Consider the following 16,650-nt stretch of genomic DNA (forward strand, 5'->3'; position numbering starts at 1 on the left):
ACCGCCATGCCTCTTGCTCTCTATGCCCTCGCCGCCGGCGCCTTCGGCATCGGTGTCACCGAATTCGTCATCATGGGCCTGCTGATCGATGTCAGCAAAGATCTCCACGTCTCGATCTCGGCTGCCGGCAAGCTGATTTCCGGCTATGCGCTTGGCGTCGTCATCGGCGCGCCGCTTTTGACCATCGCCACCGGCAACTGGCCGCGCAAAACCGTGCTTTTGGCGCTGATGGCGATCTTCACGCTTGGCAATCTCGCCTGTGCGATCGCCCCTGATTACTGGAAGCTGATGGGCGCCCGCATCATCACCGCCTTTGCCCATGGCACCTTCTTCGGCGTCGGCTCGGTGGTCGCCACCGGCCTGGTTGCGCCCAACAAGAAGGCCTCGGCGATCGCGCTGATGTTCACTGGCCTGACCATCGCCAACATTCTCGGCGTGCCCTTCGGCACCTGGCTCGGCCAGGCCTTCGGCTGGCGCGCCAGCTTCTGGGCCGTAACCCTGGTCGGCCTGGCAGCTTTCGCCGTCATCCTTCTTCTGGTTCCGCGCAGCAAGGAAGCGCCCGAAAAGACCAATTTGCGCGCCGACCTCGCCGTGCTGCGCCGCACGCCGGTGCTGCTCGGCCTTGCCACAACCGTGCTCGGCTATGCCGGCGTCTTCGCCGTCTTCACCTACATTGCCCCGCTGCTGACCGAGATCACCGGCTTCAAGGAAGCCGCCGTGTCGCCGATCCTGCTCGTCTTCGGCGGAGGTCTGATCGCCGGCAATCTGGTTGGCGGCAAGGTTGCCGATCGCTGGCTGGTGCCGGCTGTGGTCGGCAGCCTCGTCGTGCTGGCACTGGTGCTGGCTACCATGACCTTCGCCGTCCACAGCCAGGTCCTGGCCGTCATCTATGTCGGCCTGCTCGGTGCTGCCGCCTTCGCCACTGTGGCGCCGCTGCAAATGTGGGTGCTGGAGAAGGCGCAAGGTGCGGGCCAGAGCCTCGCCTCGTCCTTCAACATCGCCGCCTTCAACCTCGGCAATGCCGCCGGCGCCTGGCTTGGCGGTGCGGTGATTGCCCATGGCCTCGGTCTCGGCTCGCTCACCTGGGTCGCCGCTTTGCTGCCAGTCGCGGCACTCGGCGTCGCCGCCCTGGCGCTGCGTCTCGACAGAAACGGCGAGCGATCCGCGCCGGTCGCAGTCTGCCCAAGCGCTGCGGAGTGACCGCGGCTTCGAAACCTCCCGCCCCGACAAAAGCCTAGACAGGAAACCAACAGGAGAGACCGTTGTGCCCAACAGCAGAGATCCGGTTCGCTACGCCATCCTTGCCAATGCGGTCAGACACTTGAAGCTCGTGCCGCTCGCTTTGGCGGCGTCGCTGATGGTCGATTCGGCGATAGCCGGCGAAAGGCAGGCGTGGGTTGGCACCTGGCTGGCCAGTCCGCAATCGACATGGGGCGCCGATTTTGCCTTGCCGGTGAAGATACCGCCGCAGCTTGAGAACCAGACCATTCGCCAGACCGTCCGGATCAGCCTTGGTGGCGAGAAAGTCCGTGTCGTCCTGTCGAACGAGTATGCCGCCACGCCGGTCCAGATCGGCGAGGCCCGCTTGGCGGTCGCCGGTGAAGGGTCGAAAATCATCGCCGGCACGGATCGCGTACTGACATTTGGCGGACAGGCCAAGGCCGCAATCGCGCCGGGCACGTCTCTGATCAGCGACCCGGTGGACCTGCCGCTCGATGCCTTGAGCCGGCTTTCGGTGTCGGTCTATCTGCCGCAGGAAACGCCGCTCGCCACCTTCCATTGGGACGGCAAGCAGACCGCCTATGTCGGCGACGGCAATCAGACGGCTTCGGGCGCGTTCGCAGCCGCACAGACCACCGACGCACGCATCCTGCTCAGCGAAATCCTGGTCGACGCACCGGCAAATGACGGCGCCGTCATCGCCATCGGCGATTCGATAACCGACGGCAATGGCGCCACTTTGGATGCCGACAACCGCTGGCCCGATTTCCTGGCCGCGCGCCTCGCCCCGAAACAGGTGGCGGTGCTCAACGCCGGCATATCCGGCGCCAGGCTGCTGGACGACGCCATGGGCGTGAAGGCATCCGCCCGCTTCGACCGCGATGTCCTGGCCCAGCCCGGCGCCAAGGCGGTGATCCTGCTCATCGGCATCAACGACATCAGCTGGCCAGGTACGCCCTTCGTGCAGGAAAAATCCCTGCCCACCTTCGAAACCTTGACAAGCGGCTATCTGCAGCTCGCCGCCCAGGCCCACGCCCACAATCTCAGCATTGTCGGCGCCACATTGACGCCCTTCGAAGGCGCGCTGAGCGGAACGCCGCTTGATGCCTACTACACTCCGGAAAAGGATGCGCTGCGCCAGAAAGTCAACGACTGGATCCGCACCAGCGGCGCCTTCGATGCCGTGGTCGACTTCGACCTCCTTCTGCGCGATCCGGCGCATCCGACACGCCTGCTGCCCGAATTCGATTCCGGCGACCACCTGCATCCAGGCGACAAGGGAAACCAGGCCATGGCCGACGCCATCGACCTTGCCACACTGGTCAAAAACTGAGCGACGCATCCACTGCTTCGGCTCGCACTTGAAAGGACAAATAAATGGATTACCGACGTCTCGGCGCATCGGGCCTCAAGGTCCCGGCACTCTCCTTCGGCGCCGGCACCTTCGGCGGCTCCGGCCCGCTGTTCGGCGCTTGGGGCAACAGCGACGCCAAGGAGGCACGGCGGCTGATCGACATCTGCCTCGAGGCCGGCGTCAATCTGTTCGACACGGCCGATGTCTATTCGAACGGTGCCTCCGAGGAAGTGCTGGGCGAGGCCATCAAAGGCCGCCGCGACGCGGTGCTTATCTCGACCAAGACGTCTTTGCCGATGGGCGACGGGCCGGCCGATTGCGGTTCGTCGCGCTCGCGCCTGATCAAGGCCGTGGACGCCTCCTTGAAGCGCATGGGCACCGATTACATCGACCTGTTGCAGTTGCACGCCTTCGATGCCGGCACGCCGATCGAGGAAGTGCTGTCGACGCTGGACGACCTCGTGCGCTCAGGCAAGCTGCGCTATGTCGGCGTCTCCAACTTCTCCGGCTGGCAAGTGATGAAGTCGCTGGCTGAAGCCGACAGGCATGGCTACCCGCGCTACGCCGCGCACCAGGTCTACTATTCGCTGGTCGGCCGCGACTATGAATGGGAATTGATGCCGCTCGGCCTCGACCAGGGCGTCGGCGCGCTGGTGTGGAGCCCGCTCGGCTGGGGCCGCCTGACCGGCAAGATCCGCCGCGGCCAGCCCCTGCCGGAAAAGAGCCGGCTGCACGACACCGCCGATTTCGGCCCGCCGGTCGCCGACGAGCATCTCTATCGGGTCATGGATGCACTCGACGCGGTGTCGCAAGAGACCGGCAAGACCGTTCCACAGATCGCCATCAACTGGCTGCTGCAGCGCCCGACGGTTTCGTCGGTTATCATCGGCGCCCGCAACGAGGAACAGCTGCGCCAGAACCTTGGCGCTGTCGGCTGGGCGCTGACGCCGGAGCAGGTGAAGAAACTCGACGCGGCAAGCGAAGTCACCGCACCCTACCCGTACTTCCCCTACCGCCGCCAGGAAGGGTTCGCCCGGCTCAATCCGCCGGTGGTGTGAACCTCGCTCTTCATTGAACGGCTTTGCCGCCGCTCAATGCAGCACGAACTCCCCATCGACCTTGCGCCATTCGTTCGGTGCGATCAGCTTCTGGTGCGTGTAGGTCACCGAATGCAGCGGGCCGTCGAGCTCGGCCTTCCAGAATTCGATGAAGCGGATCAGCACCGGAAATTTCGGTGCGAGGTCGTAGTCCTGCCAGATGAAGCTCTGCAGCAGGTGCGGGTGATCGGGGAAGTGATAGAGAATCTTGGCCGTGGTCAGCCCATAGCCTTTGAGCATCAAGTCCATTTCGGCATGGTCACGCATTGCAGCCCCCTGCGTCGATCTCCTTTCCTCCCAATGTTGGATTCTGCGCTCACTTGCTTAACTGTCTATTGATTTTTTTTGATCGTCGCGGGCATTTTCTACGCTAAAACATGCAGTTAGCAGCGACCTTGGCAGAGTGCTGACAGCCGCCAAATCCACGGCTGCGGCATCCCGCCGCGCGAATCCAACGTCTAATGTTGCCGTCAGCGCGGAACTGTTAATAATGCCGCCGAATTCGCGGCTGCGTCGCCGTGAAACCGTTGGCGCCAAGCCGACGGAACGGTTCGGGAGGAATGCCAGAAATGTCCGAGGTTCATGTCCACCGCGTCCAGCCGGCGTGGAAGAAGAACGCGCTGATCGACAACGACACTTACCTCAAGTGGTACGCCGACAGCGTGAAGAATCCGGACAAGTTCTGGGGCAAGCACGGCAAGCGCATCGACTGGTTCAAGCCGTTCAGCAAGGTCAAGAACACCTCCTTCGATGGCAAGGTCTCGATCAAATGGTTCGAGGACGGCGAGACCAACGTCTCCTACAACTGCATCGACCGCCATCTGAAGAAGCGGGGCAACCAGACTGCCATCATCTGGGAAGGCGATAATCCCTACGACGACAAGAAGGTCACCTACAACGAGCTTTACGAGCACGTCTGCCGGCTGGCCAACGTGATGAAGAAGCACGGCGTCAAGAAGGGCGACCGCGTCACCATCTACATGCCGATGATCCCGGAAGCGGCCTATGCGATGCTGGCCTGCACGCGTATCGGCGCCATCCACTCGATCGTCTTCGGCGGCTTTTCGCCGGACGCGCTGGCCGGCCGCATCGACGACTGCAAGTCGACCTTCGTCATCACCGCCGATGAGGGCCTGCGCGGCGGCAAGACGATCCCGCTGAAGGAAAACACCGACAAGGCGGTCGAGATCGCGGCCAAGGCCGGCACCAAGGTCGAAAAAGTGGTTGTCGTGCGCCGCACCGGCGGCAAGACCGGCTGGGTCCAGGGCCGCGACGTCTGGTATCATGACGAGATCGCCACGGTGAAGGGCGACTGCAAGCCGGAGAAGATGAAGGCCGAGGATCCGCTGTTCATCCTCTACACCTCGGGCTCGACCGGCAAGCCGAAGGGCGTGCTGCACACCACCGCCGGCTATCTCGTCTATGCCTCGATGACGCACCAGTATGTCTTCGACTACCATGACGGCGACATCTACTGGTGCACCGCCGATGTCGGCTGGGTCACCGGCCACAGCTACATCGTCTATGGCCCGCTCGCCAACGGCGCCACCACGCTGATGTTCGAGGGTGTGCCGAACTACCCTTCGCAGTCGCGCTTCTGGGAAGTCATCGACAAGCACAAGGTCAACATCTTCTACACCGCGCCGACGGCGCTGCGCGCGCTGATGGGCGCCGGCGACGAACCGGTGAAGAAGACATCGCGCAAATCGCTGCGCGTGCTGGGCTCGGTCGGCGAGCCGATCAACCCGGAAGCCTGGCAGTGGTATTTCAACGTCGTCGGCAACGGCAAGGTGCCGATCGTCGACACCTGGTGGCAGACCGAAACCGGCGGCATTCTGATCACACCGCTGCCCGGCGCCACCGACCTCAAGGCCGGCTCGGCGACGCGGCCCTTCTTCGGCGTCAAGCCGCAGCTGGTCGACGGCGAGGGCAAGGTGCTCGAGGGTGCCGCCGACGGCAATCTCTGCATCACCGATTCCTGGCCGGGCATGATGCGCACCGTCTATGGCGACCACGACCGCTTCGTGCAGACCTATTTCTCCACCTACAAGGGCAAATACTTTACCGGCGACGGCTGCCGGCGCGACGCCGATGGCTATTACTGGATCACCGGCCGCGTCGACGACGTCATCAACGTCTCCGGCCACCGCATGGGTACGGCGGAAGTCGAATCGGCACTGGTCAGCCATGACAAGGTTTCGGAGGCCGCAGTCGTCGGCTATCCCCACGACATCAAGGGCCAGGGCATCTACAGCTACGTCACCTTGATGAAAGGGGTGGAACCGAGCGAGGAGCTGCGCAAGGAGCTCGTCGCCCATGTCCGCAAGGAGATCGGCGCCATCGCGTCGCCCGACAAGCTCCAGTTCGCTCCCGGCCTGCCGAAAACCCGTTCCGGCAAGATCATGCGCCGCATCCTGCGCAAGATCGCCGAGGATGATTTTTCCGCGCTCGGCGACACGTCGACACTCGCCGATCCGGCGGTGGTCGACGACCTCATCGCCAACCGCCAGAACAAGAAGAGCTGACCCGTTTGATGACTGCACTGGGGGCGGTTACGGAGCTCTGGCGTTACCCGGCAAGCTCGCTTGCCGGCGAGCGCCGGGACGTCATTTCGGTCGGCCTTGAGACCATCGGCGGTGACCGACTGTTCGGCCTCGTCGATGTCTCGGACAACGAGATCGCGCGGCCCGATCGCGATGCGAAATGGCACAAGGTGCCGCGCATCCGCACAAGGCTGAGCAACGACCCGCAGCTGGAAATCGCCGTTCCCGATGGCGACTGGCTGACAGCACCAGGTGCCGAATGCGACCGCGCCATCTCGGCCTATCTCGGCTTCGCCGCCTCGATCCGGCCGTTCAGCCAGGATAACGCGCCCGGCTACACCGGCCCGCTGACCGCCGAGCGCTACCACAAGGCGCCGATCCATCTCTTGACCACTGCATCGCTGGCGCGGCTGAAGGCGCTGCATCCGGAAGGCACACCCGACCCGCGCCGCTTCCGCCCCAACATCGTCGTCGACATGGCGGCGGTCGAAGGCTCGTTTCCCGAGACCGAATGCATCGGCCGCAAGCTTGCCATCGGCGACCTGCTGCTGACCATTTCCGCGCCATGCCGCCGCTGCGGCTTCACCATCATCAGCCAGGACGGCTTCGACCACGATCCCGGCATCCTGCGCAATCTGGTCCGCCACAACGCCCATAATCTCGGCGTCTATTGCACGGTGGACAGGCCAGCCAGCGTCGAGATCGGCGCGCCGATGCGGCTCGTTCAGGATTAGCGCCGGGCCAGCCCCGGATCAGACACATCACTAACGATACAAATCCGCCCGTGTCGGCGGCAGGCCGCTCGGGCCGCGCGCGCGTTTGGTGACGACAGTCTGAAAAATCTGCGCCGAGGCGCGCTCGAAGGTGATCGAACAGCCGGTGAGATAGAGCAGCCACAGCCGCGCCTTGGCCTCGCCGACCTCGGCGACCGCCTCGTCGAAGCGAGCCTGCAGCCGCTCGGCCCACAGCCGGCAGGTGCGCGCATAGTGCTCGCGCAAATTCTCGACGTCGTAGACCAGGAAGCCATGCGCCTCGAAATTGCCGAGCGTCATGCCGATCGTGTCGAGTTCGCCGCCGGGGAAGATGTATTTGAGCAGCGCTTTGAACTCCGGCCCCTTGCGCAGGGTTTTCTTCAAGTCGCCCTTGCTGCGCCTTGTGATGGCGTGGTGCAGATAGATGCCGCCCGGTTTCAGCAGGCGATGGACGGTCTTGAAATAGGTGGCGTGGTTGGCAAGCCCGAGATGCTCGAACATGCCGATCGACGATATCTTGTCGAAGGAGCCGGTGAGATCGGCATAGGATTTGATCTCTATGGTGATGCGATCTTCCAGCCCTTCGGCGCGGATGCGCTCGCGGGCAAGGTCGGTCTGGGCCTGCGACAGCGAGACGCCATGGCCGACGACGCCGTAATGCTTCGCCGCATGGATCAGCATGGCGCCCCAGCCGCAGCCGATGTCGAGCAGCTTTTCGCCAGGCTTTAGCCGCAGCTTGCGGCAGATGTGGTCGAGCTTGTCGGCCTGCGCCTGGTCGATGCCGTTGGCGAAATCCGTGAAATAGCCGCAGCTGTAGACCATGCGCTCGTCGAGGAACAGCCGGTAGAAGGCATTCGAAATGTCGTAGTGATGCTGGATCGCTTCCTGGCTCGATCCGCTGACATAGGGATTGCGCCCCGACAGATCGGTTCGCGCACTCATCTGCTTGCGTGACAAAAGCACCGCCGGCAGGTCGCGCAGGATCGCCAACTTGGGCAGTGACTTGATCTTGGTTCTGAGCTTGCCTTGCGACGGCAGGGCGTAGAAATCGAAAATCGTCCCGTCTTCGATGTCGATCGTCTTGGAAATCCACATCTCGATCAGCGTCGACAAGGACGGCCGCTTCACCACCCGCCAGACAATGTCCTGGTCGTTGATGGTGAGCACCGGCCCGGTGGCGGGGCCGATGCGCTCGCCGGTCCACAGCCTGACCGCAAAACCCGGCTTCAGCGTTTCGATCACCGTTCGCACGATGCGCGCGGCCTTTTCCGCTGCCTCCATGCCATTCCTCCGAATGCTGGTCCCCCAGCGGGAGTTTGCCCGCCCCGGCGTCCGTTCGCAACCCGGCGCGGGAAAGCCAGCCCGCCGGCTATTTCAAACCGGCATCTTGTCTTTTGCTGCGACGCACCCCATCATCTCTGTCGTGTTCAACAAATCGAAAGGAGGTGATCCGATGTCGAGTGATTTCGTTTTCCAGAACGTGGCCTCAGCGGATTGCACTTTCGGGAAGCAGTCTTCCCGTTAAGGCGCGAGAAGCGCGGTGGGTGACTTCGGTCGCCGCCATCGGCCGCGCCATGGACGGAAACACGGAAGGCCGCCGGCTTCGTCAAGAAGCGGCGGCCTTTTCCTTTGCAGCCAACCGACGCGCTACTTGGTCACCGCCAGATTCTCGATGTTGCGGGCAATGGCCTGGAAGGCATCATTGAGTTCGGTGCCGCTGGCAACCTGGTAGAAATGCTTGATGTTGCCGGTGTCTGGGCTGGCGCAATCCTGCAAGGTCGCCTTGGCGTTCTTCTCGGTGAGATCGAAGCCGATGGTGAAGATCTCGATGCCCTTGTTGCGCATCGCGCCGCACAAGGTCTTGGCTGCCGTCCGGGTCGGTTCCTTGCCGGCGTCGTTGTAGACGTCATTGACCGTGTTGGCGTCGAAATAGGACAGGTTGAACTCGCCGTCGGTCATCAGGATCGCGAATTTGGCGACCTTCTTCGGATCCATCTTGGCTGGCCGCTGCGATGCCTTCATCACGCTGCCCCAGTTTTCCGACAGCATGTACCAGGCCCATTGCACGCCGATATGGCCGGCGGTGCCGCCCGAAGCGGCGAAATTCTTGATCACGCTCTTGAGCGCGTTGGCGTCGGCCGTCAGCGGCATCAGCGCGGCGGCCGGGCAGGCCGCCGTTCCGGTGTTCAGCGCGAATGACGACAGCAAATAATCGCGATTGACCATGCCGACATCGGGGCCGGCATCCGTATATTGGTTGGCGCCCTTGCGCTCGGTGGCACAGTTGTCGGGCCGCGCCGATGACGAGACGGCCTGCGGGTCGTCATTGGCCGGAGCCTGTTTGCGCTGGCTGGCCTTGGTTTCGACAAATACGCTGCTGGCGGCAAGCGTGCCGGCATTGACCGAATTGGCGTAGGGCACGATGGCGACGCGCACCCGCGGCTTCGACATGTCCTGGCCGGCGAGGAACGCATCGATGGCATTGCTTGCCGCTGCCTTCAAATCCTTGATCTTCTGGCCGGCCATCGAGCCGGTGACGTCGAGCATCATCGAAACTTCGATGGTCTTGTCGGAATAGAGCGCCGTGGTCGAAGCGCCGACACGTTGCATGTCGCCGATGCTGAACAGCGGAAAGTAGAGCGCGACATCAGCGTGTGCGTCGGCCGTGACCGTATTGGCGGTCCTGTCGACAGTCAGCTTGTCGAGAACGATCTGGTTGGCCTGCAGTATGCCGGCCATGCTGTTGGCGTCGAGAAAGGCCTGCACCGACTTGTTGGCGTCGGCTTCCCTGATCACCCCGGTTGTCAGGTCGCGTGCGGTCGAGGTGACAGCGGCATCGACCACGCCCTGCAGGCTCGATTTGGCGTTGTAGATCTGGGAGATGTTGACGGAAAAGCCGACGCCGAGCGCCAGGACCGAAGCGGCAAGGCCGAACAGCACCGCAAAACTTCCGCCGCGATCCCTGGTGAAAGTGCCAGCCGCATGAACCAGACCTTCGTAATTCCGCATCTGTTAGCTCCCCTCGGCCTCGTCGCCGTGTGGGGGCCAATGCAGGATTCCGGCCCGATCGCGCGGTTGCCTCCGCTAAAGCAGCCAGCCATCGGTCAAACTGTTGTTTTTGCTGAGTTCGGCATCGCCGCAAGGTGAACAACCGGTAAACAGAAATTCACCGAAGCGACTTCGTTTACGAAGTGCTTACCATGATCCGCCGCGTGCCGAATCCCGGTCCCGATCCGGCACAGATGTCCGTACGATGCCGTGTGTCGAAGCGGATCAGAATCCCCATCGCGAACCGCTCTACGCGAGCATGTGCGCGCTGACAGTCTTGTCGACGCCGTGATAGGGCGGATTGAACAGCTTGCCTTCCTGCTCATAGGTCCAGACCTTGAACAGGCTGAGCCGATGCGGACCGAAACTGTGCAGCAGCGGCACGTCTGTCGCGTCGCGGCCGCGCGCAATGACGACGCGGCCGATCCTGGGCGTGTTGTGGCGGGGGTCGAACGTGTACCACTTGCCGTCGAGGTAGACTTCCATCCAGGCCGAAAAATCCATCGGTGCCGGATCGACCGGCACGCCGATATCGCCGAGATAGCCGTTCACATAGCGGGCCGGGATGTTCATGCAACGGCACAGCGTAATCGCCAGATGGGCGAAGTCGCGGCAGACGCCGACGCGCTCCTCATGCGCCTGTGCGGCGGTGCGCGTCGGACGGGCATAGCCATAGCCGAAGGACAGCCGGTTATGGACATAGTCGACGATCGCCTGCACCCGCGTCCAACCGGACGGCAGATGGCCGAAAAGCTGCCAGGCCAGACCGCTCAGGTGATCAGTCTCGCAATAGCGGCTGCCAAGGAGATAGCCGAGCACATCGTCCGGCAGTTCCGCCACCGGCACTTCCCTGGCCAGCGCGTTGACCGCATCGGGCTCGCCGCTGTCCTCGACGGCAGCGTCGTAGAGGATGCGGAAATTGCCGGCAGGCGCGACAAAGCGGCGGCAGGCATTGCCGAACAGGTCGTGATAGACCTTGCTCGGCACCGAAGGCGAGGTCAGCACGCGCGTCTGCCGCTTGATGTCGGCTTGCCGTTCCCTGTGGATTTCGAGCAGCGAGATGACCGGCGTGGCATCGGTGCATTCAATGGCGATTTCGTAGCCGAGCCGGATCAGCATGGCGATTCCCCCGTCATTTCGTCGTGGAAGACAGTTTGGTTCAAACGCCAGAAGCGGGATCATGGTTCCCTGGAGCGATCGAAAAGACTGCCCCGCGCCTTCCCAGGCAGGCGCCATGGCGTTACCGTCGAACGACAGGTTTTGACCCTCCCCGAAACGCTCCCGAAAACCCTTTGGAAAAATTTGATGTTTGCAGGCAGAAAATTCGCCGCCTTCCTCTTCGATATGGACGGCACGGTGCTCAATTCGATTGCTTCGGCCGAGCGCGTCTGGGCGGCGTGGGCGCGTAAGCACGGCCTCGACGTCGAAGCCTTCCTGCCGACGATCCATGGCGTACGCGCGGTCGAGACCATTACCAGGCTGGCGCTTCCCGGCGTCGATCCGGTCCACGAGGCGCTGGTGCTGTTGCAGGCCGAATCGGACGATGTCGAAGGCGTGCTGCCGATCGCTGGCGCCGTGCCGTTTCTCAACGCGTTGCCGGCCGAGCGCTGGGCGATCGTGACCTCGGCGCCGCGCCCGCTGGCGCTACTGCGCATGCAGGCCGCCGGCATCCGGGTTCCCGCCCTGATGGTCGCGGGCGAGGATGTTTCCCATGGCAAGCCGGCACCCGACTGTTTTCTGCTGGCGGCAAAACGGCTCGGCGTCGATATCGCCGACTGCCTGGTCTTCGAGGATGCGCCAGCCGGCATCGCCGCGGCGGAAGCCGCGGGCGCGTCAGTGATGGTGATCAGCGCCACACACCAGCACCCAATGGCGACGCAGCATAATGCGATTGCAGGCTACGACGCCGTTTCCATTGCCATCGACGACAGCGGCTGGATGTCGCTGGAGGCGCAACGCAGCGCGGCTTAGCACAGCGCCTAAAAGTCCGTAGCCAGACCTTTCACCTCCCAGTCGCCGTAGCGGCCAGGCTCCTTGCCGCCACGGCCGCCGAGTTCCTTCGGCATCGAGGTTTCCTTCTGGCGATACGCTTCATGGCGCGCCTTGGCTTCGGCCAGCGCGCGACGGGCGGCGGGTGTCAGGTCCTTCGGAGGCGCAACACCATCCGGATCGGCGTCGGCTTTGCTGGGTTCGTCGGTCATGCGATATTTCCGGCGGATTGAAACGAGAGGCGGCGTTTCCCATCATATAGCGATGATGACACCCGGATCGACCCCTTTTTGCCACGGCCGCAAACGGAGCAGACGATGAGCACGCTACGCACCGCCATGCTTCTGGCCGCGATGACGGCGCTGTTCATGGGCGTCGGCTTTCTGATCGGCGGCACCGGCGGCATGATGATCGCCTTCCTGCTCGCCGCCGGTATGAATCTGTTCAGCTACTGGAACGCCGACAAGATGGTGCTGAGGATGAACAACGCCGTCGAGGTCGACGCGAAGAATGCGCCCGAATTCTATGCCATCGTCGAGGCGCTGGCCAAGCAGGCCGGCCTGCCGATGCCGAAAACCTATCTGATCGACAACCCGCAGCCCAATGCCTTCGCCACCGGCCGCAATCCCGAAAATGCTGCCGTCGCAGCCTCGACCGGGCTGCTGGAACGCCTTTCGCATGAGGAAGTGGCAGCCGTCATGGCGCATGAGCTCGCCCACATCCAGCACCGCGACACGCTGACCATGACCATTGTCGCGACGCTCGCCGGCGCGATCTCGATGCTCGGCAATTTCGCCTTCTTCTTCGGTGGCAACCGCAACAACAACCCGTTCGGCTTTGTCGGCGTGCTGGTGGCGATGCTGGTGGCGCCCTTTGCCGCCATGATCGTGCAGATGGCGGTCAGCCGCACGCGCGAATACGAAGCCGACCGGCGCGGCGCCGAAATCGTTGGAAATCCGCTTTGGCTGGCGTCTGCCCTTGACAAGATCGCCCGCGGCGCCGAACGCATCCGCAACCCGGATGCCGAACGCAACCCCGCGACCGCGCATCTCTTCATCATCAATCCCCTTCACGGCGAGCGCATGGACAGCCTGTTTTCGACCCACCCGAATACCGACAACCGCATCGCCGCGCTGCAGGCGATGGCGCGCGACATGGCCGGCAGCCAGCCCGCGCCGCGCCAGGCGCCGACGCCCGAGCCGGCGGAAGACTTGCAGGCGGATACCCAGCAAGGCCCATGGGGCAAGGCAGCGCAGCCCGAGCCGACAAAGCCAAAGTCCAATCCGTGGGGCCGCAACCCGACCGGACCCAAAGGTCCGTGGTCGTGAGCGGCGCCGGAAGCCGGCCCGTACATTCAGGCAATCGCGAAGACAGCTCGGACGAATCCGTCGCCGGCCTTGCCGCGCGCAAGGCGGCGGCGCGGCTGCTCGCCGCCGTCATCGATGCGCGCACGCCGCTGGACGGGCTGACCGATCATGAGAACGGCCATCCGCAATACAAGGCGCTCGACCTGCGCGACCGCGGCCTGGTGCGCGCCATACTGGTGACCGCGCTGCGCTACCGCATGACCATTGCCGGGCTCCTCGCCCGCCGCCTTCAAAAGCCGCTGCCACCCAACGCCACGGCGCTTTCGCATATCCTCCATGTAGCGGCGGCGCAGATCCTGTTCCTCGACATTCCCGACAGCGCCGCCGTCGATTTGGCCGTGACCCACGCCAAATCCGATCCGCGCACGCAGCGTTTCTCCGGCCTCGTCAACGGCGTGCTGCGCACGTTGGCGCGGGCCAAGGACACGGAATTGCCTGCCGCGCTCGCCGCCACCGACGAAGCGCCAAAATGGTTTTCCGACCGGCTGATGGCCGCCTATGGCGCCGAGAAGACGAAGCAGATTCTCGCCGCGCACCGCGTCGAGGCGCCAGTCGACTTCACGGTCAAGGCCGATCCCGAACTGTGGGCCGAAAAGCTCGGTGGCATCGTGCTGCCGACCGGCACGATCCGGGTGGAGAAGCTGAGTGCCTCCGTCACCGAATTGCCCGGGTTTGAGGAAGGCGCCTGGTGGGTCCAGGACGCCGCCGCCAGTTTTCCGGCGCGGCTGTTCGGCGATGTCAGTGGCCTGCGCGTCGCCGACCTCTGCGCCGCCCCCGGCGGCAAGACCGCCCAGCTGATCCTTGCCGGCGCAAAAGTCACCGCCGTCGACACATCGAAAAACCGGCTGGCGCGGCTGACACAGAACCTCGAACGTCTCGGCCTGTCGGCGGAAATCGTCCAGGCCGATCTGCTGAAATACCAGCCGGCGGAACTGTTCGACGCCGTCCTGCTCGACGCACCATGCTCCTCCACCGGCACGGTGCGGCGCCACCCCGATGTGCCGTGGACGAAGACCATGGCCGACGTCGAAAAGCTCGCCGACCTGCAGGCAAGGCTGCTCGCGCGCGCCGTCACCCTGGTCAAACCGGGCGGTCGGATTGTTTTTTCCAACTGCTCGCTCGACCCGATCGAAGGCGAAGAGCTGCACCGCGCCTTCCTCGCCGGCAACAAAACGATCGCCGACGATCCGCTGCGGCCGGGCGAGATCGCTGGCCTCGATTCTTTCCTGACCAGCCAGGGCACGCTGCGCACCACACCAGCCGATCTCGATCTCGGCTCGCCCGGCATTTCCGGCCTGGACGGTTTCTTCGCCGCCCGCATGCGGCGTTTGGCCTGACACCTCCGACGCGACGACACGCCCTAAAGCATGTCGTCCAGACTCCAGTGGTTGGCCCATCGCGCATCGATTTCATCGTCGACATTCTGGTAGCGGATATCGGTGGAGAGCCGGATTCGCCCCTCCAAGCTCTGGTTGGTCGTCGAAGCGTGGATCATGTAGGGCGAGTGCAGAACGACATCGCCCGCCTCGAAATCCGCGATCAGCCAGCGCGTGTCGAACCGCTCCGCCATATCGGGCAGATCCTTTGACACCCAGCCACCCTCGCTCATGTTTTTGTTAAAGGCGCTGATGCGCTCTTCCGGGCTGAGCCCGGCATTGTCCCTATTGAACCGGGCCTCCATGTCGAGGCCGATCGCGTGCGAGCCCTCGAGATAGACCAGACCGCCCATGTCGACGGAAACGTCGCCGATCGGAATCCAGGCCGTGACGATGCGGCTGGTGCCGCCGCGCAGATAGACGAGGTCGTAATGCGCCGGCGTCGCGACAGTCGTGCCGGGCTGGGTGAAGCGCATGAGCTTGCGCTTGTGCAAGTAGGACAGCCCGCCGACAAACGCATCCATGAGCCGCGCCATCTGCGGCTGTGCGCAAAAGCCTTCATAGGCGGTGGAGCGAACCAGCGCCATCAACCGGCGGTCGGCGAGCTGGCGGTCGAATACACCGCTGGCTGCTATGCCGAGCGCGGGATCGCAGCCGGGTTGCAGCAGCCCGGTATCGGCCAGATGCGAAAACACCCAGCCGCGAAAATCGATCACGTCACGGCGCGGCAGCAGGCCTTTCAGCCAGACGTAGCCCTGCTCGGCAAAGAGCTTGTGGATCGTCTCGATGCCGACCTTGGGGTCGGTTGGCGAGAGATAGCCCAACCGGTTCGGCGCCGTCGACAATGTCTTGCCGTTGGCGATTAAAGTGATCGGAGGAACAGTGTCCTCGAGCTGCGCTCCGCTTGTCGATCTTGACATTTCAGTCACCCATGGTCTGTGATCTCGGCTAGCAGTGCCATGCCTGCCATCACCCTCACCATGGACAGAACAAAGAGCTGGACTTTTCGCTCATGACCGATCGTGATTTCGCGCTCTACAGATCGGCGCCGGCCGCCGCCGGCGGCCTGTCGGTAACCGGGAGTGGCCGACATCGGGTCGCGCAGGCAATCACCGCGCGCAAACTGCCGGATTTTGCCGTGGTGCTGGTCGAGGGCGGGCAAGGCTGGCTGGAAACCAAAGCCGGCGGCAGGCAGGCGGTCGAGGCACCTGCCCTGTTCTGGCTGTTTCCCGGCAAAACGCATTCCTATGGACCGGACGCATCGGGCTGGCTGGAACGCTGGGCGCTCTTCGACGGCGCCCTGACGCGCGACTTCACCCGGTTGCGGCTGATCACCGAGGACACCCCTGTCGTTCGGCTAAGCGATCTCAGCGAGATGCAGCGTCTGTTTGACACGCTGCACAGCGAGCTGTCGATCGATACGGTGCTTAGCCAGGCGGAAGCCGTTGCCACGATGCATCGCATCGTCGTGCGCGCCGCCCGGCAGGCGGCGGATCGGATCAACCGCCAACGGGATCCGGAGCTTAACGGTGCCGCCGACATCGAGCCCATCATCAACGAATTGCGCCGCTGTGCCTGCGATTCGGTCGATCTCGACGCCTTTGCCGCGAAATTCGGGATGTCGCCGGCAACCTTGCGCCGCAGGTTCGCGCTGGCTGCTGGCATGTCACCCAAGGCCTTTCAACTGCGCATTCGGCTCGACCGCGCCAAGCAGATGCTGGCCGCTTCCGATTCGTCGATTGAATCCATCGCCGCCGCCGTCGGCATCCACGACGCCTTCTACTTCTCCCGCCTGTTTCGCGATCGCGAGAACTGTTCGCCGAGCGAGTTTCGATCTCGCCACAACCGCAAGTGAGCGCTGGATTGTCGGGCTTAGCCCCGGAAATCGCTCGACTTTTTTCGG

At 63.7% G+C, this 16,650-nt stretch carries 15 protein-coding genes; 9 read left to right on the forward strand and 6 right to left on the reverse strand.

Annotated elements, in window-relative coordinates; translation table 11 throughout:
• The first annotated feature begins 6 nt into the window (after window positions 1-6).
• From AC1DYC_RS27230 to AC1DYC_RS27240, 3 genes are all read left to right on the forward strand, one after another.
• On the forward strand, window positions 7-1,200 hold the full coding sequence (locus tag AC1DYC_RS27230) for an MFS transporter (protein ID WP_477410797.1): 1,194 nt from the start codon (window positions 7-9) through the stop codon (window positions 1,198-1,200).
• A 64-nt stretch (window positions 1,201-1,264) separates the two neighbouring features.
• Window positions 1,265-2,554, forward strand: a complete 1,290-nt coding sequence (locus AC1DYC_RS27235; protein ID WP_477410798.1) for an SGNH/GDSL hydrolase family protein — start codon at window positions 1,265-1,267, stop codon at window positions 2,552-2,554.
• 44 nt (window positions 2,555-2,598) lie between these two features.
• Window positions 2,599-3,633 carry an aldo/keto reductase gene (locus AC1DYC_RS27240; protein WP_477410799.1) on the forward strand — a complete coding sequence of 345 codons (1,035 nt, stop codon included), beginning with the start codon at window positions 2,599-2,601 and terminating at the stop codon, window positions 3,631-3,633.
• Window positions 3,634-3,666: 33 nt separating this feature from the next.
• On the opposite strand, the gene AC1DYC_RS27245 is transcribed toward AC1DYC_RS27240, so the two are convergent.
• Window positions 3,667-3,939 (reverse strand): usg protein, encoded by a 273-nt coding sequence (locus AC1DYC_RS27245; protein ID WP_192254962.1) that lies wholly within the window; start codon window positions 3,937-3,939, stop codon window positions 3,667-3,669.
• A 302-nt stretch (window positions 3,940-4,241) separates the two neighbouring features.
• Here AC1DYC_RS27245 and acs point away from each other — a divergent pair, with 302 nt between their 5' ends.
• Entirely contained in the window at window positions 4,242-6,197 is a 1,956-nt protein-coding gene (gene acs / locus AC1DYC_RS27250) for an acetate--CoA ligase (protein ID WP_477410800.1), read from the forward strand.
• Window positions 6,198-6,205: 8 nt separating this feature from the next.
• The gene (locus tag AC1DYC_RS27255; protein WP_477410801.1) at window positions 6,206-6,949 is read left to right on the forward strand and encodes an MOSC domain-containing protein; all 744 of its coding nucleotides are present in this window, start codon (window positions 6,206-6,208) and stop codon (window positions 6,947-6,949) included.
• 30 nt (window positions 6,950-6,979) lie between these two features.
• Here AC1DYC_RS27255 and AC1DYC_RS27260 read toward each other — a convergent pair whose 3' ends face one another.
• The 3 genes from AC1DYC_RS27260 to AC1DYC_RS27270 form a co-directional block, all read right to left on the reverse strand.
• On the reverse strand, window positions 6,980-8,248 hold the full coding sequence (locus AC1DYC_RS27260) for a class I SAM-dependent methyltransferase (RefSeq protein WP_477410802.1): 1,269 nt from the start codon (window positions 8,246-8,248) through the stop codon (window positions 6,980-6,982).
• A gap of 366 nt (window positions 8,249-8,614) precedes the next feature.
• Window positions 8,615-9,976, reverse strand: a complete 1,362-nt coding sequence (locus AC1DYC_RS27265) for a TadE/TadG family type IV pilus assembly protein (RefSeq protein WP_477410803.1) — start codon at window positions 9,974-9,976, stop codon at window positions 8,615-8,617.
• Window positions 9,977-10,264: 288 nt separating this feature from the next.
• The gene (locus tag AC1DYC_RS27270; protein WP_477410804.1) at window positions 10,265-11,134 is read right to left on the reverse strand and encodes a transglutaminase-like domain-containing protein; all 870 of its coding nucleotides are present in this window, start codon (window positions 11,132-11,134) and stop codon (window positions 10,265-10,267) included.
• A 186-nt stretch (window positions 11,135-11,320) separates the two neighbouring features.
• Between AC1DYC_RS27270 and AC1DYC_RS27275 the strand changes: the two genes are divergently transcribed.
• Window positions 11,321-11,986, forward strand: a complete 666-nt coding sequence (locus AC1DYC_RS27275) for an HAD-IA family hydrolase (RefSeq protein WP_477410805.1) — start codon at window positions 11,321-11,323, stop codon at window positions 11,984-11,986.
• 8 nt (window positions 11,987-11,994) lie between these two features.
• Here AC1DYC_RS27275 and AC1DYC_RS27280 read toward each other — a convergent pair whose 3' ends face one another.
• Window positions 11,995-12,216 (reverse strand): DUF1674 domain-containing protein, encoded by a 222-nt coding sequence (locus AC1DYC_RS27280; protein ID WP_477410806.1) that lies wholly within the window; start codon window positions 12,214-12,216, stop codon window positions 11,995-11,997.
• Between the two features lie 105 nt (window positions 12,217-12,321).
• On the opposite strand from AC1DYC_RS27280, the gene htpX reads away from it, so the two are divergent.
• Complete coding sequence (htpX, locus tag AC1DYC_RS27285) at window positions 12,322-13,332, forward strand: zinc metalloprotease HtpX (protein WP_477410807.1); 1,011 nt, start codon at window positions 12,322-12,324, stop codon at window positions 13,330-13,332.
• A complete protein-coding gene (locus AC1DYC_RS27290) occupies window positions 13,323-14,708 on the forward strand; it encodes an RsmB/NOP family class I SAM-dependent RNA methyltransferase (RefSeq protein ID WP_477410808.1) in 1,386 nt (461 codons plus the stop codon). The genes htpX and AC1DYC_RS27290 overlap by 10 nt, the downstream gene beginning before the upstream one ends.
• A 23-nt stretch (window positions 14,709-14,731) precedes the next feature.
• Here AC1DYC_RS27290 and AC1DYC_RS27295 read toward each other — a convergent pair whose 3' ends face one another.
• Window positions 14,732-15,667: a phytanoyl-CoA dioxygenase family protein gene (locus AC1DYC_RS27295; RefSeq protein ID WP_477410809.1), complete on the reverse strand. Its 936-nt coding sequence runs from the start codon at window positions 15,665-15,667 to the stop codon at window positions 14,732-14,734.
• Between the two features lie 92 nt (window positions 15,668-15,759).
• Between AC1DYC_RS27295 and AC1DYC_RS27300 the strand changes: the two genes are divergently transcribed.
• Complete coding sequence (locus tag AC1DYC_RS27300; RefSeq protein ID WP_477410810.1) at window positions 15,760-16,602, forward strand: helix-turn-helix transcriptional regulator; 843 nt, start codon at window positions 15,760-15,762, stop codon at window positions 16,600-16,602.
• Window positions 16,603-16,650 lie beyond the last annotated feature (48 nt).

Source organism: Mesorhizobium sp. P2_E7 (genome assembly GCF_056403855.1).

Coding starts and splice junctions, on each gene's coding strand:
- AC1DYC_RS27230 (WP_477410797.1), top strand. CDS start 7: ATGCCTCTTGCTCTCTATGCCCTCGCCGCCGGCGCCTTCGGCATCGGT.
- AC1DYC_RS27240 (WP_477410799.1), top strand. CDS start 2,599: ATGGATTACCGACGTCTCGGCGCATCGGGCCTCAAGGTCCCGGCACTC.
- AC1DYC_RS27245 (WP_192254962.1), bottom strand. CDS start 3,939: ATGCGTGACCATGCCGAAATGGACTTGATGCTCAAAGGCTATGGGCTG.
- acs (WP_477410800.1), top strand. CDS start 4,242: ATGTCCGAGGTTCATGTCCACCGCGTCCAGCCGGCGTGGAAGAAGAAC.
- AC1DYC_RS27255 (WP_477410801.1), top strand. CDS start 6,206: ATGACTGCACTGGGGGCGGTTACGGAGCTCTGGCGTTACCCGGCAAGC.
- AC1DYC_RS27260 (WP_477410802.1), bottom strand. CDS start 8,248: ATGGAGGCAGCGGAAAAGGCCGCGCGCATCGTGCGAACGGTGATCGAA.
- AC1DYC_RS27265 (WP_477410803.1), bottom strand. CDS start 9,976: ATGCGGAATTACGAAGGTCTGGTTCATGCGGCTGGCACTTTCACCAGG.
- AC1DYC_RS27270 (WP_477410804.1), bottom strand. CDS start 11,134: ATGCTGATCCGGCTCGGCTACGAAATCGCCATTGAATGCACCGATGCC.
- AC1DYC_RS27275 (WP_477410805.1), top strand. CDS start 11,321: ATGTTTGCAGGCAGAAAATTCGCCGCCTTCCTCTTCGATATGGACGGC.
- AC1DYC_RS27280 (WP_477410806.1), bottom strand. CDS start 12,216: ATGACCGACGAACCCAGCAAAGCCGACGCCGATCCGGATGGTGTTGCG.
- htpX (WP_477410807.1), top strand. CDS start 12,322: ATGAGCACGCTACGCACCGCCATGCTTCTGGCCGCGATGACGGCGCTG.
- AC1DYC_RS27295 (WP_477410809.1), bottom strand. CDS start 15,667: ATGTCAAGATCGACAAGCGGAGCGCAGCTCGAGGACACTGTTCCTCCG.
- AC1DYC_RS27300 (WP_477410810.1), top strand. CDS start 15,760: ATGACCGATCGTGATTTCGCGCTCTACAGATCGGCGCCGGCCGCCGCC.